This is a genomic window from Pseudomonas sp. F-14 TE3482 (genome assembly GCF_053629455.1).
The window spans coordinates 364,443-388,088 of the sequence record NZ_JBRJII010000001.1 but is presented as its reverse complement, the minus strand read 5'-3'; the positions used below and the strand labels follow the sequence as shown (position 1 = coordinate 388,088).

General features: G+C 57.4%; 17 protein-coding genes. 8 read left to right on the top strand and 9 right to left on the bottom strand.

The window, feature by feature from the left end:
- Nucleotide 1 precedes the first annotated feature (1 nt).
- Nucleotides 2–505 (top strand): OmpA family protein, encoded by a 504-nt coding sequence (locus AB7M26_RS01755; protein ID WP_185022195.1) that lies wholly within the window; start codon nt 2–4, stop codon nt 503–505.
- On the opposite strand, the gene AB7M26_RS01750 is transcribed toward AB7M26_RS01755, so the two are convergent.
- Nucleotides 502–1,449, bottom strand: coding sequence for a LysR family transcriptional regulator (locus AB7M26_RS01750; protein WP_123498813.1), 948 nt, complete (start codon nt 1,447–1,449; stop codon nt 502–504). The genes AB7M26_RS01755 and AB7M26_RS01750 overlap by 4 nt on opposite strands.
- 161 nt (nt 1,450–1,610) lie before the next feature.
- Between AB7M26_RS01750 and AB7M26_RS01745 the strand changes: the two genes are divergently transcribed.
- Nucleotides 1,611–3,128 (top strand): CoA-acylating methylmalonate-semialdehyde dehydrogenase, encoded by a 1,518-nt coding sequence (locus tag AB7M26_RS01745; protein WP_123498815.1) that lies wholly within the window; start codon nt 1,611–1,613, stop codon nt 3,126–3,128.
- 10 nt (nt 3,129–3,138) lie between these two features.
- Nucleotides 3,139–4,026 carry a 3-hydroxyisobutyrate dehydrogenase gene (gene mmsB, locus AB7M26_RS01740; RefSeq protein ID WP_123498817.1) on the top strand — a complete coding sequence of 296 codons (888 nt, stop codon included), beginning with the start codon at nt 3,139–3,141 and terminating at the stop codon, nt 4,024–4,026.
- Between the two features lie 240 nt (nt 4,027–4,266).
- On the opposite strand, the gene AB7M26_RS01735 is transcribed toward mmsB, so the two are convergent.
- The 4 genes from AB7M26_RS01735 to AB7M26_RS01720 form a co-directional block, all read right to left on the bottom strand.
- The gene (locus AB7M26_RS01735; RefSeq protein ID WP_007988984.1) at nt 4,267–4,611 is read right to left on the bottom strand and encodes a cupin domain-containing protein; all 345 of its coding nucleotides are present in this window, start codon (nt 4,609–4,611) and stop codon (nt 4,267–4,269) included.
- A 107-nt stretch (nt 4,612–4,718) separates the two neighbouring features.
- On the bottom strand, nt 4,719–5,090 hold the full coding sequence (locus AB7M26_RS01730) for a MerR family transcriptional regulator (RefSeq protein ID WP_123498819.1): 372 nt from the start codon (nt 5,088–5,090) through the stop codon (nt 4,719–4,721).
- Nucleotides 5,091–5,138: 48 nt separating this feature from the next.
- Entirely contained in the window at nt 5,139–5,714 is a 576-nt protein-coding gene (locus tag AB7M26_RS01725; RefSeq protein ID WP_123498821.1) for an NAD(P)H-dependent oxidoreductase, read from the bottom strand.
- Nucleotides 5,715–5,759: 45 nt separating this feature from the next.
- Nucleotides 5,760–6,644 carry a LysR substrate-binding domain-containing protein gene (locus AB7M26_RS01720; protein WP_123498823.1) on the bottom strand — a complete coding sequence of 295 codons (885 nt, stop codon included), beginning with the start codon at nt 6,642–6,644 and terminating at the stop codon, nt 5,760–5,762.
- A gap of 235 nt (nt 6,645–6,879) precedes the next feature.
- Between AB7M26_RS01720 and AB7M26_RS01715 the strand changes: the two genes are divergently transcribed.
- On the top strand, nt 6,880–7,644 hold the full coding sequence (locus tag AB7M26_RS01715) for a sulfite exporter TauE/SafE family protein (RefSeq protein ID WP_123498825.1): 765 nt from the start codon (nt 6,880–6,882) through the stop codon (nt 7,642–7,644).
- Here the strand turns inward: AB7M26_RS01715 and AB7M26_RS01710 are convergent.
- Entirely contained in the window at nt 7,634–7,948 is a 315-nt protein-coding gene (locus tag AB7M26_RS01710) for a putative quinol monooxygenase (RefSeq protein WP_123498827.1), read from the bottom strand. The genes AB7M26_RS01715 and AB7M26_RS01710 overlap by 11 nt on opposite strands.
- A 162-nt stretch (nt 7,949–8,110) precedes the next feature.
- On the opposite strand from AB7M26_RS01710, the gene AB7M26_RS01705 reads away from it, so the two are divergent.
- The 4 genes from AB7M26_RS01705 (at nt 8,111) to AB7M26_RS01690 (ending at nt 12,108) form a co-directional block, all read left to right on the top strand.
- A complete protein-coding gene (locus AB7M26_RS01705) occupies nt 8,111–8,701 on the top strand; it encodes an NAD(P)H-dependent oxidoreductase (RefSeq protein WP_008067470.1) in 591 nt (196 codons plus the stop codon).
- A gap of 224 nt (nt 8,702–8,925) precedes the next feature.
- Nucleotides 8,926–9,837, top strand: coding sequence for a LysR family transcriptional regulator (locus AB7M26_RS01700; RefSeq protein WP_123498831.1), 912 nt, complete (start codon nt 8,926–8,928; stop codon nt 9,835–9,837).
- Nucleotides 9,838–10,042: 205 nt separating this feature from the next.
- The gene (locus AB7M26_RS01695; protein ID WP_123498833.1) at nt 10,043–11,488 is read left to right on the top strand and encodes a SulP family inorganic anion transporter; all 1,446 of its coding nucleotides are present in this window, start codon (nt 10,043–10,045) and stop codon (nt 11,486–11,488) included.
- 251 nt (nt 11,489–11,739) lie between these two features.
- The gene (locus AB7M26_RS01690; RefSeq protein ID WP_008076170.1) at nt 11,740–12,108 is read left to right on the top strand and encodes a glyoxalase superfamily protein; all 369 of its coding nucleotides are present in this window, start codon (nt 11,740–11,742) and stop codon (nt 12,106–12,108) included.
- Nucleotides 12,109–12,152: 44 nt separating this feature from the next.
- Here AB7M26_RS01690 and AB7M26_RS01685 read toward each other — a convergent pair whose 3' ends face one another.
- The 3 genes from AB7M26_RS01685 to AB7M26_RS01675 are packed head-to-tail and all read right to left on the bottom strand — an operon-like array spanning nt 12,153 to nt 23,640.
- Nucleotides 12,153–14,960 carry an RHS repeat-associated core domain-containing protein gene (locus tag AB7M26_RS01685; protein WP_429387677.1) on the bottom strand — a complete coding sequence of 936 codons (2,808 nt, stop codon included), beginning with the start codon at nt 14,958–14,960 and terminating at the stop codon, nt 12,153–12,155.
- On the bottom strand, nt 14,957–19,459 hold the full coding sequence (locus AB7M26_RS01680) for a SpvB/TcaC N-terminal domain-containing protein (RefSeq protein ID WP_123498837.1): 4,503 nt from the start codon (nt 19,457–19,459) through the stop codon (nt 14,957–14,959). The genes AB7M26_RS01685 and AB7M26_RS01680 overlap by 4 nt, the downstream gene beginning before the upstream one ends.
- Nucleotides 19,456–23,640, bottom strand: a complete 4,185-nt coding sequence (locus tag AB7M26_RS01675; RefSeq protein ID WP_259698706.1) for a Tc toxin subunit A-related protein — start codon at nt 23,638–23,640, stop codon at nt 19,456–19,458. The genes AB7M26_RS01680 and AB7M26_RS01675 overlap by 4 nt, the downstream gene beginning before the upstream one ends.
- Between the last annotated feature and the right edge of the window lie 6 nt (nt 23,641–23,646).

Here is a 23,646-nt window from a genome sequence, read left to right as displayed (position 1 = left end):
TGTGTTCACCTTCAATCAGCGTTCTCTGCGACTTTTCACGATCACCCTGTTCCTGGCCTTGCTGGCATTGACCGGTTGCCAGACGGTACCGCAAAAGGGCCTGACCCCGGCGCAGATCGCTGTGCTCAAGCAGCAAGGTTTCGAAATGACGGATGATGGCTGGGCCTATGGCCTGTCAGGCAAAGTTTTGTTCGGCAGCGATGTCGAGAGCCTCAATCCTGCCAGTACCGAGATCGTGGAGCGCATTGGCAAGGCGTTGTTGAGTGTGGAAATCGAACGGGTGAGGATCGACGGCCACACCGATGCGTCAGGCAAAGAATCCTATAACGAACAGCTTTCTCTGCGTCGCGCAAAAAGCGTCGGCAAGGTGTTGGCCACCGTCGGCATAAAAGAAGAAAACATCCAACTGCGCGGCCTGGGCAGCAGTAAGCCCGTCGCTTCCAACGACACCGCGGTCGGACGCACCGAGAACCGTCGGGTGTCGATCGTAGTGAGCGCGGATTAATCGGCGAACAACATTTCCCGACTTTCCCCCATCAACAGCGCTTGATTCTGCTCGGTGACGGCACGGATGTAATCCCACAACAGGGTGATCCGCTTGAGCTTGCGCAGATCTTCCCGGCAGTACATCCAGAACTGCCGGGTAATGGTGATCTCTTGCGGCAACACCGGCAGCAATTGCGGATCCTGAGCTGCCAGGAAGCACGGCAGAATCGCCATTGACCGTCCTTGCTGAGCGGCTACGAACTGCGCAATCACGCTGGTGCTGCGCAGATTGGCACTGGCACCAGGCAACACATTCGCCAGGTACAGCAGTTCCGAGCTGAACGCCAGATCGTCCACATAACTGATGAATTGATGCTTGCCCAAGTCTGCCGGGCGGCGGATCGGCGGGTGCTTGTCCAGATAATCCTGGGTCGCATACAGCTGCAGTCGGTAGTCGCAGAGTTTGCAGCAGACATACGGGCCATGTTCCGGCCGCTCCAGCGCGATGACGATGTCTGCCTCGCGTTTGGACAGGCTGATGAAGTGCGGCAGCGGCAGGATGTCCACCGAGATCGCCGGGTAGGCGTCGACGAAATGGCTAAGTTGCGGAGTGATGAAAAAGCTGCCGAACCCTTCGGTGCAGCCCATGCGCACATGCCCGGACAACGCCACGCCGGAGCCCGAAACCTGCTCGCAGGCCATGTGCAGAGTGCTTTCGATCGACTCGGCGTAACCCAGCAGCCGCTGGCCTTCGGCAGTCAGGACGAAACCGCTGGTCCGGGACTTTTCGAACAGCAACGTGCCCAGCGAGGTTTCCAGCGAACTGATGCGTCGCGACACGGTGGTGTAGTCCACCGCCAAGCGCTTGGCTGCGGTACTGGCCTTGCGAGTGCGGGCAACCTCGAGGAAAAACTTGAGGTCATCCCAGTTCAACGAGCCTAAAGACGTGATGTTTTTTTGCATGATGGACCGGCTTTTATGTGCGTTCTTATTAGAAGTTTGCACATCTATACTCCAAAAACAGTCTGATAACCAATTCGCGACACACGCCTCATCTCAAGGCGACTTTCTCGCCTTGGCTCCAAAGATCGCTCTCTAAATAAGAACAACGTCCGGAGACCAATATGAACGCATCGCTAGAAACCACCGTGCAAAAGGTCAAGCTGTTGATCGATGGCGAGTGGGTCGAATCCCAGACCACCGAATGGCACGACATCGTCAACCCGGCGACCCAACAAGTGTTGGCCAAAGTCCCCTTCGCCACAGCCGCCGAAGTCGATGCCGCCATTAGCGCCGCCCATCGCGCCTTCCAGACCTGGAGGCTGACGCCGATCGGCGCGCGGATGCGCATCATGCTCAAGCTTCAGGCGTTGATTCGCGAACACTCCAAGCGTATTGCCGTGGTACTCAGCAACGAGCAGGGCAAAACCATCGCCGACGCTGAAGGCGATATTTTTCGCGGCCTGGAAGTGGTGGAGCACGCCTGCTCCATTGGCAGCCTGCAGATGGGCGAGTTTGCCGAGAACGTCGCTGGCGGTGTCGATACCTACACCCTGCGCCAACCGATCGGCGTCTGCGCCGGCATTACTCCGTTCAACTTCCCGGCGATGATTCCGCTGTGGATGTTCCCGATGGCCATCGCCTGCGGCAACACCTTCGTGCTCAAGCCGTCCGAACAGGACCCGATGTCGACCATGCTGTTGGTGGAACTGGCCATCGAGGCCGGCATTCCGCCGGGTGTGCTCAACGTCGTTCATGGTGGCAAGGATGTGGTGGATGCGCTTTGCACCCACAAGGACATCAAGGCTGTTTCGTTCGTCGGTTCGACCGCGGTCGGTACTCACGTCTACGACCTGGCCGGCAAACACGGCAAGCGCGTGCAATCAATGATGGGCGCGAAAAACCACGCCGTTGTGCTGCCGGATGCCAACCGCGAACAAGCGCTGAATGCGCTGGTCGGTGCCGGTTTCGGTGCGGCCGGGCAACGCTGCATGGCCACCTCGGTGGTGGTGTTGGTGGGCGCGGCCAAACAATGGCTTCCAGACCTGAAAGCGCTGGCGCAGAAACTCAAGGTCAATGCCGGCAGCGAGCCGGGCACTGATGTTGGCCCAGTGATTTCCAAGCGGGCCAAGGCGCGGATTCTCGATCTGATCGAAAGCGGTATCAAGGAAGGCGCCAAGCTCGAACTGGATGGTCGCGACATCAGCGTTCCGGGCTACGAGCAGGGTAACTTTGTCGGCCCGACCCTGTTCTCTGGCGTCACTCCCGAGATGCAGATCTATACCCAGGAAATCTTCGGTCCGGTGCTGGTGGTATTGGAAGTCGATACCCTCGATCAGGCCATCGCACTGGTCAACGCCAACCCATTCGGCAACGGCACGGGTTTGTTCACCCAGAGCGGTGCGGCGGCGCGTAAATTCCAGACGGAAATCGACGTCGGCCAGGTCGGCATCAACATCCCGATTCCGGTGCCGGTACCGTTCTTCAGCTTCACCGGTTCCCGTGGTTCGAAGCTCGGTGACCTCGGTCCTTATGGCAAGCAAGTGGTGCAGTTCTACACTCAAACCAAGACCGTCACTGCGCGCTGGTTCGACGATGACAGCGTCAACGACGGTGTGAACACCACCATCCACTTGCGTTAAGGAGCCGGACATGAAAATCGCTTTTATCGGTCTCGGCAACATGGGCGCGCCGATGGCGCGCAACCTGATCAAGGCCGGCCATTCACTGCGCCTGGTCGATCTGAACAAAGCTGTGCTGGCAGAGCTGGAGCAACTGGGCGGCAGCATCAGCGCTTCGGCGCGTGAAGCCGCTCAAGATGCAGAGCTGGTGATCACCATGCTGCCCGCCGCTGTGCATGTGCGCAGCGTCTGGCTGGGCGAAGATGGCGTGCTGGCGGGGATTGCCCAGGGTGTGCCCGCGGTGGATTGCAGCACCATCGATCCGCAGACGGCGCGCGACGTTGCCGCCGCAGCTGCCAAACAAGGCGTGGTCATGGCCGATGCACCGGTCTCCGGCGGTACCGGCGGTGCTGCGGCCGGGACGCTGACCTTCATGGTCGGCGCCACGCCTGAGCTGTTCGCGACCCTGCAACCGGTGCTGGCGCAGATGGGCCGCAACATCGTCCATTGCGGCGAAGTCGGCACCGGGCAAATTGCCAAGATCTGCAACAACTTGCTGCTGGGGATTTCCATGGTTGGCGTCAGCGAAGCCATGGCCTTGGGTGACGCGCTGGGGATCGACACGACGGTGCTCGCGGGGATCATCAACAGTTCCACCGGGCGGTGCTGGAGTTCGGAGATGTACAACCCGTGGCCGGGCATCGTCGAAACGGCTCCGGCCTCGCGCGGGTATACCGGCGGTTTCGGTGCCGAACTGATGCTCAAGGATCTGGGGCTGGCCACTGAGGCGGCACGTCAGGCGCACCAACCGGTGGTGCTCGGCGCGGTGGCGCAGCAGTTGTATCAGGCGATGAGTCAGCGTGGGGAAGGGGGGAAGGACTTCTCGGCGATCATCAATAGCTATCGCAAGCCCCAATAAGGATTTTGCGGGATAGTGATGGGAGGCTTGCCTGTGGGCTTTGGTGGCGAGGGAGCTTGCTCCCGTCCGGCTGCGAAGCAGTCGTAAGTCTTGAGCATGCGGGGTATCTGAAACACCGCATCAGCTTGTTGGGTTCGCTTCGCGAACCAGCGGGAGCAAGCTCCCTCGCCACAGGATTTTGTGCATGCCAATAGTTTTCTTGCCGAGAGACCACGTCGGGTGGTCTCTCGGTTTTTTGCATCAGGCAAATACGAAATACTTGCGCACGGTCTCAACCACTTCCCATGTGCCCTTCATCCCTGGCTCGATGACGAAAATGTCACCGGCACGCAGGTGGATCGGCGCCATGCCTTCCGGGGTGATGACGCAGTAGCCTTCCTGGAAATGGCAGTATTCCCACTTCACGTATTCCACGTACCACTTGCCTGGCGTGCAAATCCAGGTGCCCATGATCTTGCTACCGTCTTCGCTGGTGTAGGCGTTGAGGTTGACGGTGTGCGGGTCGCCTTCGAGTTTTTCCCATTTGCAGGCGTCGAGCACGGGCAGTGGATGAGTATCGCGAAGGACGGTAATCGGTGCGGTCATGATGACTCCGGGCAGTGGGTTCAAGAACTGAAGTCGCACCCTATAGCGCCCATACACCGTTCAGTTGTCTGTATTCGACATTGAGCTGTCCAGAAACGCGCAGACTCTCAAAGACTTTCCAGCGGGCAATCGGCTCTGGCCTGTGTGAGGCTGGCTTCAAACTCGACCAATTGCTCGTGTTGATGCCTGAGTGCGGTAATCCTGTCGCTGATTTCGCACTTCTTGGCATCGATGGCTTGCTGCGCCAATGACCAGGGCATCGCCAGGCCTTGATGCCCGGTAAAGATCGCCTGCAACTCCTTGAGCCTGAAACCTAAGTGTTGAGCGCACTTGATGAAGATCAGCAGGTCGACGCTGTGCTGATCATAGACACGGTATTTTCCTTGCCGCCGAGCGGCAGGCAGCAAGCCGATCGACTCGTAATGGCGAATACTCTTGATCGTCGTGCCCGAGCGATGCGCGGCTTGGCCGATGTACATGAAAAGTCCTTTTTTGCCGAGGGTAAGTCAGCCCCATTATCGGCAGACTCATCGGCTGGCGATAGCCTGGGCTTGCAGCAGCCAGGTTTCGCGCTGACCGGCGCTGGACCCCAGGACCGGCCCGAAGGTGAGCGTGCGCTGAGGTTCGATGCCGCAAAACGCCAGGGTGGTTTTGCGCATCTGATGCAGCCCGGGCATGCGGTAGATCCAGCGGTAGTACCAGGGTGGCGTGTCCATGGTCACGAGCAGATGCGCGCTGCGGCCATGCAGCAATTTGTCGGGAAAGGCTTTGCCTTCGCGATACTTGAAGGCGAAGCCCGGAAGCAACACCCGATCAAGAAAACCCTTGAGCAAGGCCGGTACGCCGCCCCACCAGATCGGATAGACCAGGGCCAGGTGTTCGGCCCACAGAATGTCCGCCTGAGCACGGCGCAAGTCGGCTTCCAGCGGCTGCACATGTTGATAGCCTTCGCGCAGCACCGGGTCGAAGTCCATTTTGCCCAGCCACAGTTGGCGCACCTCATGACCGGCACGCAACGCTGATTGTGCGTAGCGTTCGGCAAGTGCGCCGCAGAAACTGTTGCTCGAAGGATGACCGAGGATCACCAGAATTCGCTTGCTCATCGTAACGGTCCCTGAAGATGAAACCTCAAGGGTAAAGTCTGCCCCTCAGGGGAGAGTCAAGACGTTCAGCAAGGCCTGGGCATAACCGGGCAGCACGGCGAAGTCCCGGGCGCACAGCAACAGTTTGCGTCGTGCCCATGGCTCTTTCAGTGCGATGCTTTTGAACGGTGTTTCAGTCGGCCAGCGTTCGACCGCCGCCAAGGGCACGATCGCCAGTCCGGCACCTCGGGCGACCATGCGCATCACGCCATCGAAGCCATCGGCACGGATGCGGATCTGCATCCGTAAACCGCTGTGCAGGGCTTGTTCTTCCAGGTACAAGGCCAAGGCGCTGTTGGCGTTCAGGCCGACGTAATCGTGGTGCAGGGTGGCGCTGAAACTTAACGGTCCAGTGTCGGCCAAGGGATGATCGCAGGGCAGGATCAGCACCAGTGGGTCGTCACGGAAATAGCGGGTCTGAAGGCCGTCGGCATCCACGGCGTCGGACACGATGCCCAGGTCTGCCGCACCCTGGCGCAAGGCGTGGGTGATGCGCGCGCTGGGCAACTCTTGCAGGTCGATGTCGAGGTTCGGATGATCGCGCAGAAAGTCTGCAAGCAACTCCGGCAGGTACTCGGTGATCGCTGTGGTATTGCACAACAACCGCACTTGGCCTTTGACCCCTTTGGCGTATTCGGCCAGGTCCTGCTGCATGCGCTCGGCCTGTTGCAAAAGAACTCGGGCGTGCTGCGCCAGGGCCTTGCCGGCCGGAGTCGGGCTGACACCGCGACGACCTCGCTCTAGAAACTCGATGCCCAGTGAAGCTTCCATGGCGCGGATTCGCGCACTCGCCGCCGCCAGCGACAAATGGCTGCGGGCGGCGCCGGCGGTGATGTTGCCGGTGTCGAGGATGTTCAGGTAGAGGCGCAGGTCGGTCAGGTCGAAGTGCATCGTTACAGCCTCGGGAGGTTTGTTGGCTGGGCGGGCCTCTACCGCGGAAAGCCCGCTCCCACAGGGATCTTTGGCGGACACACAAATTTGTGTTCGATACATTTCAACTGTGGGAGCGGGCTTGCCCGCGAAGACGTCATCAGCCGCAACGAAAGCTTTAGCCTCTACCAAATCAAGAGGCAGCCTCAGTATATGGCAGATTTTCAAGGCAACCTTCAGGGCTCAGGATAGCCCCATGAATACACTCGCCGCGTTCTACCAAAATCTTGGATTTGCCTTGTCCTTGCTGGTCATCGCGACCTTCCTGCTGGCCGGGATGATCAAAGGTGTGATCGGCCTCGGCCTGCCGACCATTGCCATGGGCTTGCTCGGTCTGGCTATGGCACCGTCGCAGGCTGCGGCGTTGCTGATTATTCCCGCTACCCTGACCAATGTCTGGCAACTGGCATTCGGCGGTCATTTGCGCGGGCTGCTGAACCGGATGTGGCCGATGCTGCTGACAATTTTCATCGGCACGGGTGCCGGTACTCTGTGGATCGGCATGGCCGGCGGGCATTGGGTCGTGCGGGGACTGGGGGCGGCGTTGTTGATTTACGCCTTGAGCGGATTGTTCCTGCCGACCTTGCGTGTAAGCAGTCGTAACGAGCGTTGGCTCGGTCCGCTGTGCGGTGTGCTGACGGGCATCATCACTTCGGCCACCGGGGTTTTCGTGATTCCGGCGGTGCCTTATCTGCAAGCGCTGGGCTTGAGCAAGGATGAACTGGTGCAGGCGCTGGGCCTGTCGTTCACCGTCTCGACCCTGGCGTTGGCCGCCGGGCTGTTATGGCGCGGCGCCCTCGGCGGAGGCGAGTTGAGTGCATCGCTGCTGGCGCTGATTCCGGCAGTGCTCGGCATATTGCTGGGGCAATGGCTGCGCCAGCGGATCAGCGCCGTGTTGTTCAAGCGCGTGTTCTTCATCGGCCTCGGTATGCTCGGCGGCCACTTGCTGATCAGCGGCTAGCGGACGAAGTGCTGAGCATCTCGATCGGCCGGATATCGAAATCCCGTTCCAGAAACTCCATGCGCTGGTCGAGGAATTGCTTCATGTGTGGCAGGTTCGAGTGCGTATCCAGATGAGCCTGGGATTGCCAGATCTCGTAGAAGATAAACAGTGTCGGGTCCTGTTTGTCGCGCAGCATGTGGTACTCGATGCAACCGGGTTCGGCGCGACTCGGTTCGACATAAGCACGGAACAACGCTTCGAAGGCCTCGGCTTTTTCCGGGCGGGTCTTGGCGTGCAGGATGAAGCCTTGCAGTTCGCTCATCAGGTTTTCCTTGAAAGTCAGAATCGGCGCAAGTTTACGGCAACAATCCCCTGTCGATTCGTGCGTATTGGTCAAATGAATTTTGCTGATCCTGGGCTTATTCCGCGCGAGGTCGATCGCTACTCTGCCGCCATCGAATTTCAACCTTGCGAGATTTCTCCCATGAAAAAAGTCCTGTTGCTCAATGGCGGCAAAAAATTTGCCCACTCCGATGGCCGCTACAACACGACGCTGCACGAAGCGGCGCTGAGCGTGCTGGATCGCGGCGGTGTGGATGTAAAAGCCACGTTCATTGACGAGGGGTACGACGTCGCGGAGGAAGTCGCCAAATTCCTCTGGGCCGATGTGATCATTTATCAGATGCCCGGCTGGTGGATGGGCGCGCCCTGGACCGTCAAGAAGTACGTCGATGAAGTCTTCACCGAAGGCCACGGCAGCCTTTACGCCAGCGATGGCCGCACGCGTTCCGACGCGTCGCAGAAGTACGGCAGTGGCGGTTTGTTGCACGGTAAAAAATACATGCTGTCGCTGACCTGGAACGCGCCGCAACAAGCCTTCGACGACCCCACCGATTTCTTCGAAGCCAAAGGCGTGGACGCGGTGTACTTCCCGTTCCACAAGGCCAACACCTTCCTCGGCATGACCGGTTTGCCAACCTTCCTGTGCGTCGATGTGATGAAGCGCCCGAATGTTGAAGCTGATGTGGCGCGTTATGAGCAGCATTTGGCCGAGGTGTTTGGCCTTAAGGCATAACGCTCAGCTACTATCGATGTCTGAAGCGGGCACTGAATCTGTGGCGAGGGAGCTTGCTCCCGCTCGGCGGCGAAGCCGTCGTAAAGTCAGCCGACGCGGTTTGCGGAACCACCGCATGTGCTGGTTTTGGGTCCGCTTCGCGCACCAGCGGGAGCAAGCTCCCTCGCCACAGGCAAGCCCCGCTCCGCAGTAGAACGGCGCAGGACAATCGATAAGGGACACACGTGAAAGCCAGATCCGATGAGTTGCAGATTTTCGTCTGCGTGATTGAGTGCGGGTCGATTTCAGCTGCGGCCGAACAGGTCGGGCAAACACCGTCGGCGGTCAGCCGCACGCTGTCGCGACTGGAGGCCAAGCTCGACACCACGCTGATCAACCGCACCACGCGGCGCATGGACCTGACCGAGGAGGGCAAGTACTTCTTCGAGCACGCCAAGCTGATTCTCGATCAGATGGACGAACTCGAAGAGCGCCTGTCCTCACGCCAGCAAACCCCCTCCGGACGTCTGCGAATCAATGCTGCCTCGCCATTCATGCTGCACGCCATCGTGCCGTACATCGATGAGTTCCGCCGTCTCTACCCGGACATCCAGCTCGAACTCAACAGCAATGACCTGATCATCGACCTGCTCGAACAAAGCACCGACATTGCCATCCGCATCGGCACGCTGGCCGACTCGACCTTGCACGCCCGCTCACTGGGTTGCAGCCCGCTGCACATCGTCGCCAGCCCGGCGTATCTGGAACAACACGGCACCCCGAGCGCTGTCGCGGATTTGACCGAGCACAAGTTGCTGGGCTTTACCCACAATGAAGGCCTCAACCAATGGCCGTTGCGCTATGTCCACGGTGATCGCTGGCCGATCCAGGCGTCGATCAATGCGTCCAGCGGCGAGACGATCCGGCACCTGGCGCTGGCAGGGCAGGGCATCGCCTGCCTGTCGCACTTCATGACCATCGACGACATCCGCGCCGGTCGCTTGCAGGTGCTGCTGGCGGAGTTCAACAGTGGATATCGCCAACCGATCAACGCGGTGTACTACCGCAACTCGCAACTTGCCCTACGGATTCAGTGCTTCCTGGACTTCATCCAGGGCAAATTGGCGGCTTATGCGATTGCGGATTTCAAGGGCTGATTCGGAGATTGCGTCATCGTTCATCGCGAGCAGGCTCGCTCCCACACGGGGGCTGTGTTGATCCCAATATGGTGAGACGGCGCAAGTCCATTGTGGGAGCGAGCCTGCTCGCGATTGCGTTTTCGGCGGCCCATTCACTGGTCGGCCCGCCCTCAATTCCGTAACATCCGCCCTCTCTTCTCCCGCCTGTCTTTTTAGGTAAGCCATGAAACCCAAACGTCTGCGCGCCGATGTCCTGGCCGGACTCACGACCTCTTTCGCACTGATGCCCGAATGCATCGCCTTCGCGCTGGTGGCCCATCTCAATCCATTGATGGGGCTGTACGGCGCTTTCATCATCTGCACCCTGACTGCGCTGTTTGGCGGGCGGCCGGGGATGGTGTCCGGTGCCGCCGGATCGATGGCTGTGGTGATCGTCGCGCTGGTGGTGCAACACGGCGTGCAGTACTTGCTGGCGACGGTGCTGCTGGGCGGCTTGATCATGCTGGCGTTCGGTTTGTTGAGGCTGGGCAAACTGGTGCGGATGGTGCCGCACCCGGTAATGCTCGGCTTCGTCAACGGCCTGGCGATTGTCATTGCCCTGGCCCAGTTGGAGCACTTCAAGAGCGGTGACGGCTGGTTGAGTGGTGCGCCGCTGTACATGATGGTCGGCCTGGTGGTGCTGACGATGGCCATCGTTTATTTGATACCGCGCCTGACGCGTGCCGTGCCACCGGCGCTGGTGGCGATTCTGGGCGTTGGGCTGGCGGTTTACCTGCTCGGCCTGCCGACTCGTACATTGGGTGACATGGCGCACATTGCCGGTGGCTTGCCGAGCTTCGCGCTACCAGACCTACCGTGGAACCTGGAAACCCTGCGCATCATCGCCCCTTACGCGATATTGATGGCGTTGGTCGGTCTGCTGGAAACCCTGCTGACCCTGAACCTGACCGACGAGATCACCGAGAGCCGTGGCTACCCGGATCGCGAGTGTGTGGCATTGGGTGCTGCCAACATGGTTTCTGGCGTGTTCGGTGGCATGGGCGGCTGCGCCATGATCGGGCAAACCATGATCAACCTCAGCTCGGGCGGTCGCGGTCGGCTGTCCGGTGCAGTGGCCGGGATAATGATTCTGCTGTTCGTGCTGTTCCTTTCGCCGCTGATCGAGCGTATCCCGCTGGCCGCACTGGTCGGGGTGATGTTCGTGGTGTCGCAGCAGACCTTCGCCTGGGCTTCGTTGCGGGTGCTGAACAAGGTGCCGCTCAATGATGTCCTGGTGATCATCGCGGTGACGGTGATTACGGTGTTCACCGATCTGGCCATCGCCGTGTTGTGCGGGATCATCATTGCGGCGCTCAACTTTGCCTGGCAACAGGCTCGCGAGCTGTATGCCGATAGCTATCAGGAAAGCGATGGCAGCAAACTCTACCGCCTGCATGGCACACTGTTTTTCGCCTCTACCACGCCATTCCTCAATCAGTTCGACCCCGCCAATGACCCAGCGCAGGTGACCCTTGATTGTCGCCACCTGAGCTTCGTCGACTATTCGGCCATCGCTGCGCTGAAGACATTGCGCGAGCGCTACGCCAAGGCTGGCAAGCAGCTACGCGTGCTGCATTTGTCCGAACGCTGCAAGAAACTGCTCAAACGCGTCAGCGAGCATCACGAGTGAAATCGATCAGTGATCGTTCCCATGCTCGTGTGGGAACGGTCAGCGTCGGGGGATGAAAGTCCCCTGGCCAATTTTCATAACTCACGACCTGCCATACCTCTGCACGACGTCCCATAGCCCTCCACGAAAATCACTTTCATTGATCCATGTCTCATGGTGGCACATTGCGATTAAAGAAAGCCGTTCCCAAGCCGAAGCGCTGACATCCAGCCCAGCTACACTCTGGGCCTTCTCAATCTGGGAGCAACTCCATGAGCTTGGGCAAAACCACCCCGATCCTGCGGATTTTCGATGAAACCAAAGCATTGGAGTTTTACGTCGACTTCCTGGGGTTCAAGATCGACTGGCAGCATCGCTTCGAAAAAAATTTCCCGCTGTACCTGCAAATCTCCCGTGGCGAATGTGTGCTGCACCTGTCCGAACATCACGGTGACAGCACACCGGGCTCGGCGTTGCGCATTGAGACCGATGAACTGGAGGCGTTCCAGCAGCAATTGCTGGCCAAGGAGTATGCTTTCGCTCGCCCACAGATTCAGGCCATGCCCTGGGGAAGCCAGGACATGACCATCAGTGATCCGTTTGGGAATCGGTTAGTGTTTACTAATGCGATCAGTGTTTAAACCGAGCAACGTCTGGAGCGAGCAAGTTAGTCGTGGCAATCCCGTCATCTTCTATTTCGTCCAGTTGCCCGACGCGAAGGTGGTGCCTGGTTTATTTGCTGTACCAGAGCGTTGTACCCCGCGTAGTTGGGGGTATTTCGTCCGGTCGGAATATTGATTATTCCCGGAAGGATGCCACTGCAGTTAATGCAGGCAGGGAACGGCTGAGGGGCGTCTCCTCGAGATAATGTGTCTGTGAATACAGAAGTTTCTGAAAGCATTCTTTCGGCTCTATCCGGATAGAGCGCAACAACTGAGTTCACCAGTCGGACTTCTGCATGAGTCCCAGGTCCACCAGCCAATATTGGCATGATCCCTCCCATCTTATCGATATGAGTTTCGATCCAGTCTCGTGTCGTTTGTTGCAATTCATGGGCTGTAGCGGTCAGCCTGCTCAACGTAGGTGCATCCCTTAATACGTCTTCATCCAAGGTTACATTATGGAACATGTCATTTCCCGCTGCGGCGTATCGATTAGATACATCGGTCAAGTAGTCAGCGGTGTTACTGATATTGTAGGTACCGTACTTCAAATAGTACCCGACGGGTTCGGGGGTGTTGGCGGTGCCTGAGTAACTCCTATCGACTCCTCTGAATCCTCTCATGCTGCCTCGAGGTTTTGGGAGATTAAAGAAATCGCTGAGTCCAACTTCGGTAGGCTTGATATAGCCATAAGAGTGAGCAAGAAACTCTGTTCTCAATAACTCTGGGTATAAAAATTGATCGGAGCGTTTGTCGAAGTTATCCGGCATCAAGCGATAGGTATAGTCACCTAGAGCTGAATCCATGATTTCCTGCGAGCGGGCTCTACCCCACTTTTCGAACTCTCTGAGGTCTTCGTCTCGCATCAGGCCCTCATGGTCAACGAATCTCACTGGGTTGTTCCCTACCATGCAATACAGGTTCAACCCGTCGACCGTCCCCGCCGGATCAGGGCTGATCCACCGCTGCAACCACGGTGCGTAATACCGGTGTCCGTAGTAGAGGCCGCTGGCATCGCGTTCCTTGCCCGAGTACCGAATGGTCCGGTAATCGGCCTCCACCTTCGAACGAGACGCTGTCCATGCCGTTCCGCCAAATGGGAAGTAGCTCTCCTGACTGATCAAGTCGGCATTGCCATCAAGTTCCAGTGAGCTGGAACCCAAATGGTCATCAAGGCTATAGCGCAGTTGATCTGCAGGAATACCTGAGGGCTGGCCTTCGGTCCAGTGCAGGCAACGAACGCTGCCACGACCGGCCTGCACCGTTATGACTTCCATCCGCTCTTTCCCTCGGGTACGGATTTCGATGCCCGGTAAATAACGGACCTCTCGGGTGTGAGTGATTGATGCACCCTGGGTGGTGGTCGTTTTGCGAAGACGCTGACCACTGCCGTCATAGTCGTAACGTTCATGGTCGTCAGGGCCATCCTCACGCTTGACCAGCACCACGCGGGTAAGTTGATTGTGTGCATTCCATTGCAGCGACTGGCCCGATTGCAAGTCTTGCAGATTGCCGTTGTCGTCAAAGGTTGTAGCAGTGCCGGGCAATTCAGAGCCCTGACACCAGGACACCAGACGATTACTGAGATTTGCCACGTTAAAAGTTCGGGTGTAATTGTTGCGATCCCGCACATGGCGCAGTTCGGTCAGGTTACCGCCAGCGTCGTATGTGTAGTGTTGGGTGAAATTGAACAGTTGCCGGGTATCGATGGGTGTAATGCCGAGCGCAGGAATATAGGGGGCAGTGGTTGTTCCTGCTGCTTCTCTTCCGGTTGCACTGGTCAATTGGTAGAGGCTGTCATAGGTGAATGTGCTGACGGCTTCGACTCTCTGGTTACTGCCAAACTGCACGGGCTGAGCTTTGTCCTCGATTTGCGTCACATTACCCACCGCGTCATAGCTGTAGTGCAGCGACTGCAAGGTGCGGTTCGATACGGTGGCAGTCATCGAGGTCAATCGACCGCTGGCGGGATCGAACACCGCGCGGCTCATGACGTTGTTGCCTGCGGTCTGCGATTCAACCTGGCCGAAGGCGTTGTAAACGAGATCCTTCACCAGGGTATTTTCGATTTCGGTATCTTTGAGTTTCAGGCTCACGGTTTTGAGTCGGCCTGCAACATCAAAGGAAAAGCGCTGCTGGTGTTGACCGGCATCCACCTGCCGGATGACCTCGCCCGTTGCGTCGTAGTGCCATTGCGTTTTGTAGCCATCACCCGTTTCTCGTAAGAGGTTTCGGCTGTGCTCCTCTGCTGGCCAGTCTAAAGTTTCGGCACTCGACAAAAAGTGGCGTGTCTGACACGAAGGTTTTCCGCCAAGCGAGTATTCGTCGATAAGCAGGGTGCCTGCTTCGTCGTCGTGGCGAATCAACAAGCCACATCGATTGAGTGCGGCCGAATCTTTCGAGTTGTCGCCGTAACTGAAGCGTTCGATGATGCGTGTCGGCTGTCCCGGTGACTCTTCCTGGATCGTGATTGGCCGTAGTTGATTATCGAAGGTCGTTCGCCAATGATTGCCTCGCTGGTCCCAGTTGCGAAGTGTCTGCCCGGCGTCCCCCGGCAGGTTCAGTCGCCACCCGGCGTCAACGCTGTCTACCCGCAGTGGTTTGCCGGAGAGGCTGTAGAGGGTCGTCCGATTGGCCTTCTGCGTTTCGGCAAACAGTCGCGGATCCCACTGCGCAATCTGGCGTCCGGCAGTATCGTACTGCTGACGGGTAATGCACGCCTGCGCAGCCTTGGCTGCGTCACTACGCCAATAAGCGACATGCCGGACCGTCAGGTCTCGGCTGTCGACTACGTTGATCGTCGGTGTCTTGCAGTGAAGGCGTGCGCTCATGCCTCACCTCCGGTTGTCGGGAGTCGTTCGGACGTGACCTCTTCCAGGGTATCGTTCTCGTCCTCGTCCAGGGTGTACCAGGGGTGGCGGGTTTGTCGCCGCATATAGGAAAGGCCATTTTGTTTTGCCAGACGTGTACGCGTAAGGCGCCCCAACGCATCGTAAAACTGCAGATCGCAATGGCCGAACTGTCGCAAGGACACATCGTTGATGTAGTCATGCTGATCGGCGAAGTAAGGGCGGTAGGTCCGGATCGCCAATCCCTTGTTGTTGTATTCCACCCGTTCGCTGATACGCCAGCGCTTTGCTGCGGTCAGCTCCTTCGGTGTTCCGTCCTCGAGGGTCAGTTCTCCCTTGGCGTTGACGACGTAGGCCGTACCCGATTCGACTTGTTGCTTACTTTGCAGTGTTCGTCCGAAGCCATCGCAGCAGGTGACGGTAATGCGGATTTGTCTCTGGTTGTCATCGGGGTAGCGATCAGCGACCAGCGTGGCGATGTGTATCGGCTCACGGGCCGAGGTTGCGAGTTCGGTTGCCAGTTTCGCTTCATCGGCCAAGAGTGTTTTAAGGCCTGCCAGGCGCCTGCGGACCGAAGCGCAGATGTATCCGGTTGGCAGCACATCACCGTTGGCCACGCAGCGCATCAGCCAGTCGCGGTCCTTCAGAGCTGCGTCCGAGACGCGACCCATCCAGCTAAATGGCGCGTAGTAGATAGCATGGGCGGCGTCCAGCAGAGCACCCTTTGCATTGTTGATCGCTTCGGTCGGGCTGGTGAACTCCGGACGTTTGTATTGATCGATAGGTTTGAAACCTATGAGCGTATTGCTCTTGTTGCTGTAAATGCTGGTGGCCAGCACTTGGCCGAAACCATCATAGAGCCCTTCTTGAATGTTCCCGTTAGGGTCAGTGATGCATCGGGGCTGGAGTGAACGGTAATCGTAGGTAGCCTTGGTGACACAACCATCGGGCAGTTTGAGCTCGGTGATAAGACAGTGATAGTTGTCGTAACTGACCTCGGTCACACCATGGCTTTTGCTCAACCGCAGGGTCTGTATCTTGTAAAAACCTTTCAGTGCGGCGTAGGTCGAGAAACCGCTTTTGACTGACCAGAGTTTTCTGGGAGACGTGGCTACGGGAAGGAAATCGTTCATACGGTGATAGCCACTTCGTTCGAGCAGTCTTCCCTTGGGGCGAGCCGCTGGCGACAACACGTCGAAGGCTTTCAGGGCTGTTTCGTCCAACTCGGCGGTTTCCAGATGGTCAGCCAGGGCTTCGAAGTGGGCGACTCCGTCCGGCAGGGTTTCTGCGGTTGAGGTGTTTTTGTAGCGTTGCACGGACAGTCCGGTGAGGATGTGTTGGGTCGTCCAGGCGGTTTGTTTGACGAGTTCGATGAGCTTTTCGTAAGTCATATCCTTTGTGGTCAGCCCTCCGGCCTCGGGTGCCTTGGGTCGCTTCAACGAATTGGTACGCTGGCGATAAGGCAGACCCAGCCGCCATCCTTGGGCGCTATCCAGATGAATGAATTCGGCAAGGCCTTCGTTCAGGTAGTAGAACTGTTGTGCCGGATCATGAGCATCGCGCCACCATTGTTGCTGGTCGGCATCGCTGAACGGCGGGGTATCGCTGCCGGTTTTACGTCGGGCGTAATGGACGTTCACGCTGTGGGTCAGTGTGCCGAACAGGTCGTGCTGCAGATTGAAGGTGTGCAGGCATTGCGGATCATCGGTGATGCCTTCGTACTGATAACGGATGGACTCCAGAAGCAGTGGCAACATCCGGGCATAGCGTCGATTACCCTCAGGTGGTTGTAGCAAGCGTACCCGATAGCGGTTTTCCTGAACCGAATAAAGCGTTCTGGTCTTCAGGCGTTTATCGACTCCGAAGATCTCGCTGCGCAGTAACTGACCGCTCAGGGCGCGGGCCATTTCGAGGGTTGTTTCCGTGTCTGGGGACGTGATGCGTGTGTCGTTCTTCAGCTTTGGCTGGTATTGGCAAAGCAGTGCCTTGTCCAGCGCTTCGGCTTCTTTGTCAGCAGGGTGATAATCGGTACGAGGCAGATCCACTGCTTGCCCGGTGTGGAACCAGCTCTTTGTTTGGCATGGCGTGGTGAAACCTTGCGAATCGGCATCATCGGGGTTGGTTTCAGTGTCGGTTTGCAGCAACAGGCCGAAGCCGCGAAATTCCCGCTCGATGCCGTCGTAGTAGCCTTGGCGGTAAGAGAAGCTCTGAGTCAGACGATTGCCGGTAATCTCGTCGAGTTGGGTCTGTTTCGATACCAGATGCAGGGCCATTGGCACATGACAGGTGCGGGGCTTGTCGGCTTTGATTTTCTCCGCTTTTTCATCCAGCCATTCCTGCGCCGAGCTGCGGTAGCTGATGCTGCCGGCGGCACCCATATTGTTATTGGTGCGGGTGAGTAAATACGGTTTTGCTCTGACGAAGTCGTAGCGCCAATGACGGGGTGTCATGTGTGGCACGCTCAGAATCAGGCTGGAACAGCCGAGTCCTTGCAAGTCGGCGATGCTCACCTGGCAGAAACGGTCGTAGCGCACATCTTCCGGCCATGGCAGGGCCACTGAAGGGGCGAAACCATTGCCGCTGCGGTTCATGAAGATCCGCGCCTGATCCGCTTCCAGATAAATCAGGTCGGCGGCGCCAGAGCCGTCCAGGTCCGCCAGACGGATTCGCGAGGCGTCGAATGTTTCGTATGCAAGGCCAGGAGAGCCCAGCACGATGCCTTTACCGAAGCGTCCACGACCCAAGTTTGGCCAGCACTTCACTTCGTTGTGACGAATACGTACCAGGTGCTGTTGACCACTGCCCAGGATATCGCTGAAGGCCACCAGTTCGGAGGACGAAGAGGTGAGTACAGGAAGGGCGTCTTTATCCTCCTTACGAGTCACTTCGCGGGCGGTTGCAAAACCGTTCTGCCGTTGATTGGCGTACAGGCGAACACTGCGTGGGCCTATCAGCGTCAGATCGCTGAGCCCTTCGCCCATCAGATCGGCCAACTGCCCTTGTGGATTGAAAAACTCCACGGGGAAGGCATTGAACGTGGCGAAATCCGACCACTCCCGGTCGGGGCCGAGGGAGGAAAAACCACTCAGCCCCGGCTGAGCAATGATCCAGTCCAGCCGACCATCGCCCGTGAGGTCGCTCAATGACTGGCGCACAGGTTTTGCAGTGTCGGCAACGGGAATGTTGGGTAACGCTCGCCACTGATCGTAAGCCACTTCATTGCATTTGGCTCTGGCTCGCATGGGTTCGCGGTAATACCAGCCTGCGCCACTTCGATAGAGCACGCCCGGCAGGCCCTCGCCGTACAAGTCCACCAGTTGATAACCTTGGCCGTCGTTGAGCCCCGGCATGTTCTGAAAGCGCTGCCAGGCGTGGGTATCAGGCGGGAGCTTGAACTCGATGTAGCTGAATTCAACGGGCGGACGGTTATCGGCGGTTGCCGAGTTGCCAAATGCCTGGTCATGGGCCGCGCTCAGATGGTGGTAACCCAGAGGCGTCTGGCGGTAATCGAGCAGCAGGCGTCGGACCAGAGCGGGGGCGGTGCCCAACTCATCGGGAAAGCGGTGAAACATCAGAATCTGGCGGCACAGGCGTTCGGTACGTAACTCAAAACCGTAGGCGAAACTGGAAAACGCGTCGCTACGGGTTTGCCACTGTTGGCCTTCATATAGAGGTTTGTGTTCGTACTCGGTACTCCGTTCGCCGTAGTCGAATACCAACTCGAAATGCCATTGCACAGGCTTCAGCCGGTCTGCTTGCCATAAGTAAAGGTTTGCATCGGCCTTGAAGTTGCCGTAGCTCACATGGCTCAAGTAACGCTGGGCCTTGGCGCCATCGCGGTCATCTTCTGCCTTGTACTGGTAAAGGATGTGCTCGCCGTGTGGGTTCAGACTCTCCTCTAGCAACCATTCGCCTACACGGCTCGTGTCCTGGGGATCGGCACGACGCGATGTTGGATTTTTTCCGTACAGATGAAGGCTGCCATCGGCACCGTGCACCAACCAAAAACCCGGTTTGTCGCTCTCCAAGGACCAATGTTCAATCCGGTCGAAGCTGCTTTCGATTCTCGGGAAGTGGCGCACAACAGTATAGGTTGTACCCAGTTCCAGCCCGTTGTAACGATCGACGCGGGTTGAGGTGATGACGCCCTTTTGATCGCGCTCGGGCAGCCACACAACACCGCTGGGGCCGACGATCTCGTCATCCTCGGCATAGGCTGGTACACCCTTGCTGGTGCGTCGCGCAACAGTGGGCAATGACACCCCCCAGCCGATGCCAAACATACTGTTGCCGACCGAACTGCCATAGCTGAGTGACAAGGAGGGTGCAAAGCCGCGACCCGGTGAAATCGGCAAGGCAATCTCATAAGAGGCTGCGCCGTGGGCGTCGATGGCACCCCTTCCTTTGCCAATGCTCTGGATGGCACCGCCACCCTTGGGTAGTGACGGCGCGATAACAGGCAATGCTATTTGTTCGCTCATTGCGAACCTCCGCCTGCTCTGGCCGTGTAGCTCACGTGCACGATGATGTCGGTCAGTGAGTCCAGCATGGCTTGCTGCGCTTCGGGGTTCGGGAAGGTCAGACGCCATGTGGAGATGGCCCCGGTGTATTCGAAGGGCAGGTAGCGTTCATCGTTGAAGTTCAGGGTGAACAAACCGTTATCGTCGAATCCGGTAGAGAGCGCGATCTGTTGGTTTGCGCGCAAGTCTTCTATGGGCTGCGTTTGGTCGCCGGGAGAGAAGTAAACCTTGCTGGAGGTCTGGGTCAGCGTTGCCCGGACGTTTTCATAGGGGCCAAGGAGGGCCGGCAAGGACACGCTGATCGTTTTGATGCGTAGCAGGTAATGATTCTGGTTTTTGTAGTCATCCTCGAACGTCTTGTGGGTCAGCTCGAAATCGCAGGCGCCTTTCTTCAGGTCAGTTTGAATGCTGGTCCAATCCTTATTGATCGTGCTGTCCTTGTCCTTGTCCTTGAGTTGACGCAGCGATACGGTTTTACGAATTTCCAGCTCTCGCCCGTTACGCTCCAAATACGCGGCCTGCATCCTCAATAGACTCAGTTTCAATTGCTCGCCCGCTCCAAGCCCACGATAGGTTGCACTCCAGGCCCCCGGCTGAATAAACCGTGCGGTGAAATCGGCAATCTCGTATTGCCAACAGGCCTCGGCCGCCAGGCACATTCCCAGGGCTACGTCATAGGCCTGGTAGTACATCGTGGCAAATTGGCTGTTGAGCCATTGGTAGACCTGCGCTTTGGTAAAGCGTTTGCTGAGTAAGTCGTAGTTGGCCTTGGCCTGGTTCAGTGTTGTTTCAGCCAGGCGAAGTTGCAGACGAGTGGCGGTTTCCTGTTCGGTAAAGTGTGCGAGTTGCGCGTCGATTTGTGCCAGTTCCCGTTCTGCCTGGTTACGGTTCAGGCTCCATTCCTCCCGGCGACGACTGAATTGCGCCATACGGTCGAGATGATTCGCCGCCGTGCGGTTCGCGATGGCATTGCCTTGAGCGAGCGCGCTGGCAGCGTGCATCGCACCTTCCCAGCGGCTGCCGCCATTGCTGAAGCCAAAGATGTTAGGGGTCATCATCATGCCGCCTGCGACGACTTGGGAGGCCGATGCCGCTACCTCCGATGCGCCACTGCTCAAGTACCGCTGACTGGCTGCTGCTTCTTCTTGAGTCACATCATTCGTCAGCAATTGTTGGTAGTGGCTGAGTCGACCCTCGATGATTGCCTTGCTGGCCAATAGTGCCTGGCGGTTTTGACGATCGATGCGCAGTGCCTGGGTTTGCAGGTCGACGGATAGTTTCGCCAGATTCCAGGCCTGCTGTTGTTGTAGCTCCTGTAACTGAGCCTGCTCCTTGCGCTCGATCAGCGACAGCAGTGTGGCGCCGAATTGGCTGACGCTCTCGACGGCATTCAGGGCCTGGCTGTGCATGAGGTTGAAGCGATAGTGGGGAATCCTCGGGTTCGGTAAGTCTAAAGTTCCGCCGGTCGAGCTGTTCAGGGCATTCACCCTGCGTAAGGAGCGAGGGTTCAGAGGCGCCGCGAATAACGGTAAGTGCAATGGCTTGCCGGTGATATCGAGGTTATGCCGCAAGTTGTACAGGCGAATTTCGGCAATGTTCCAACGTTTGAGCAATTCCGGGTTGAACGGCAAACGCAAATGCGAAGTATCGATAGAAGGTAAGGATTTCTTTGGATTGCCTTCTTGTAGTTGCAGTGAGTGGATGGTGTCTGGGTGAAACAGCGAGTTTTCGAATGTACGCAGGCTTTCACTGGGGGTCTCGCTCAACGTGTGCAAGCTAATGGCCGACCACTGATCGACCCGTTGAACGACCGGGCGCGGCCCTAACAGATCCAGCGCCCGCATATACCACAGCTTTGCTTCACTGCGGCTATCGGACGTCAGCTCGCGGTACGCCGCATCGCCTCGGTTGATCAGGATGTCCAGGTACAGAAAGTACAACGCCTTGCGAAAGTGCACGGGATGACTGAGGGCAATCTGGTGTGGATCGTGAGGGGCCTGAGTGGAATAAAAGGGTGGCGCGTCACCGGTCAAAGGCTTGGCGCACCAGTGCGCGGGTTGGTTGGCATCCTGCTTGCGTCCGGGATCGAATAGGTAACGGATCCAGCGTTCTGCCTCGTCGTATTGGCGTTCAGCGTTCAATCGATGGGCGATCAGCCATGGCAGGTAGAGGAACAGCTCTGTGAAGTAACGACCATAAGGGCCGTGAAAATCCATCTGGTGGGGGCCGTCCCCCGGGATTGGTGGCTCTGGCAGATGCTGCGTTTCCCACGCGAACAGTTCATCCAGGCTGTTCTCGGTGCGGTGAATCATTTCGGTGGCAAACACGGTGTTGAGTTTTATCGGCTGGCGGAGCTCCTTTTTGTTGTCGCCTTGTGAGATCGTCGAGTTTGAGAAGTCGAGAAACTGTGCAGCGTTCGCACAAACAATTTTGGGAGAAATGACGTCATTCCTGATCAACTTCAGTTTGATGGCACCCAAAATGAAAAACTCGTTTTCAGTCCTTTTTTGGAGATCAAACATTCTTATACCGTAGTGAAAGACCTTACCCTCTTCGCCGATGTCCTTGGCGTTGAGTGTGAATATGTGCTGGTACGGTAGACTTTGTTGTAGGGGAGAGTGATTGTTGATATTAGAAGTCGTTTCACTCTCCGGTCCTAGTAAAACATATTGATAAGACCATTCACCTGTTGCTTGGAGTATCAAAGTGTCTGTTGGCTTGCCCCCACTAATACTCAGTGTGACCTCTACTGTGGCTGGCTTATAGCTTGCTTGAGCGACTATAGGGTTTGGGGGAGTGAATTTATTTAGATGCTGCACACTTCTCAGGTCTTTTCTGTTGACGGACGCGGGGAGGGTTTCAAGTCTCTTTGATTCGTAAGAGTTTTCTGGGATTTTTAGTTGAAGTGAGTTCTTGTCGGATGGTGTGGAGAACGCCTTCACGAATGTGGAATGAATGTTGTGTTTTTGTTCTTTTATATCGCCAGGCGCGAGCATGCCGGGGGTGAGAGCGAGGTTTTTGTCGACGCTGACTGTTTTCAGGAAGGTAAATTTGGTATCGGTATCAGACTCGGGGGAAGGTGATTTCTCGACGAACAGGGCAATGAGGAGGTAATCCTGCAAGTCCTTCTGGTGATGTACGGCGATGGTACCTATCAACGGCTTGATTGAGTGCAGATGCGTCTCACGCAGTGTTTTATCCTCAATAAAGCCTTGCAGGCAAATACGTGGGGAGCTCCAGGTTTTATCGGTTTTCCTGTAGCAAAGGCTCAAGCGCAATTGAGGATTACTGTTGTTTTTCTCTCCGCCAGAGGGCGTGACAGCAACGTTGACGGCAGCAGGGTCCTGATGAATGCACTGAGCCCAGATAATGAACAGTCGATTGTTGAACCAGACCGGGCGGATGGTGTGTTCGATTGCGTCGTCCGGAATAGGCACATCGGCTTTCTCCCAGTCCGACCAGGCGTACGGGAGGGGTTGATCGAGTTTGGGCGGGGTGACCGGCGGTTGCGGCGGTGTGCCATCGAGTGGGCGTTGGGCCATGTTCAGCGAACGCCAGAAATAGGTGTTCTCGGAGCGGGATTTGGCGATGAAATAGTAGGTGCTGTTGGCGAAGTCTTCGCCATCGATATAGCCATTGAGGATGTTCAGGTTGGCGACTTCTTCGAACCGGGTCAGATAGCCCAGAACGGCCGACTGAACGGCGTCGGGTTGAATCCGGTGTTGACTGAGATCATTTTCCAGCTGCTGGAAGTTGTCGCTCTTGTTGTTCCTCAGGCTTGGCTCCAGATATGTCGCTGGAAAGTAAAGTAACTGTTGATGCGCGGCCCAGATCGGGTATTGGTGCATCTCATTGCGCCAAGTCTGCATCCGCTCCAGGGTCAGGGTTGTGGCGTCATATCCGGGCTCCATGCTCATCAGGATGCGATTGATGTAATGTTGCAGGCTGGCAATGGCGCAAGCCACCGGGGTGGTGGGCACATCCTGACTGACCAGCACATCGAGGAACCAGTATTCGTAGAGGTGCTGAGCTGTCTTGAGTGTTCTTGTCGTTTCGTCGTTGGGCGCAACGTTGTTCAGGAAGAACGCCAACAAGGCATCGCGCAGGCTTTCATCAAGTTGTTTTTTCAATGCAACAGTCATATTCAT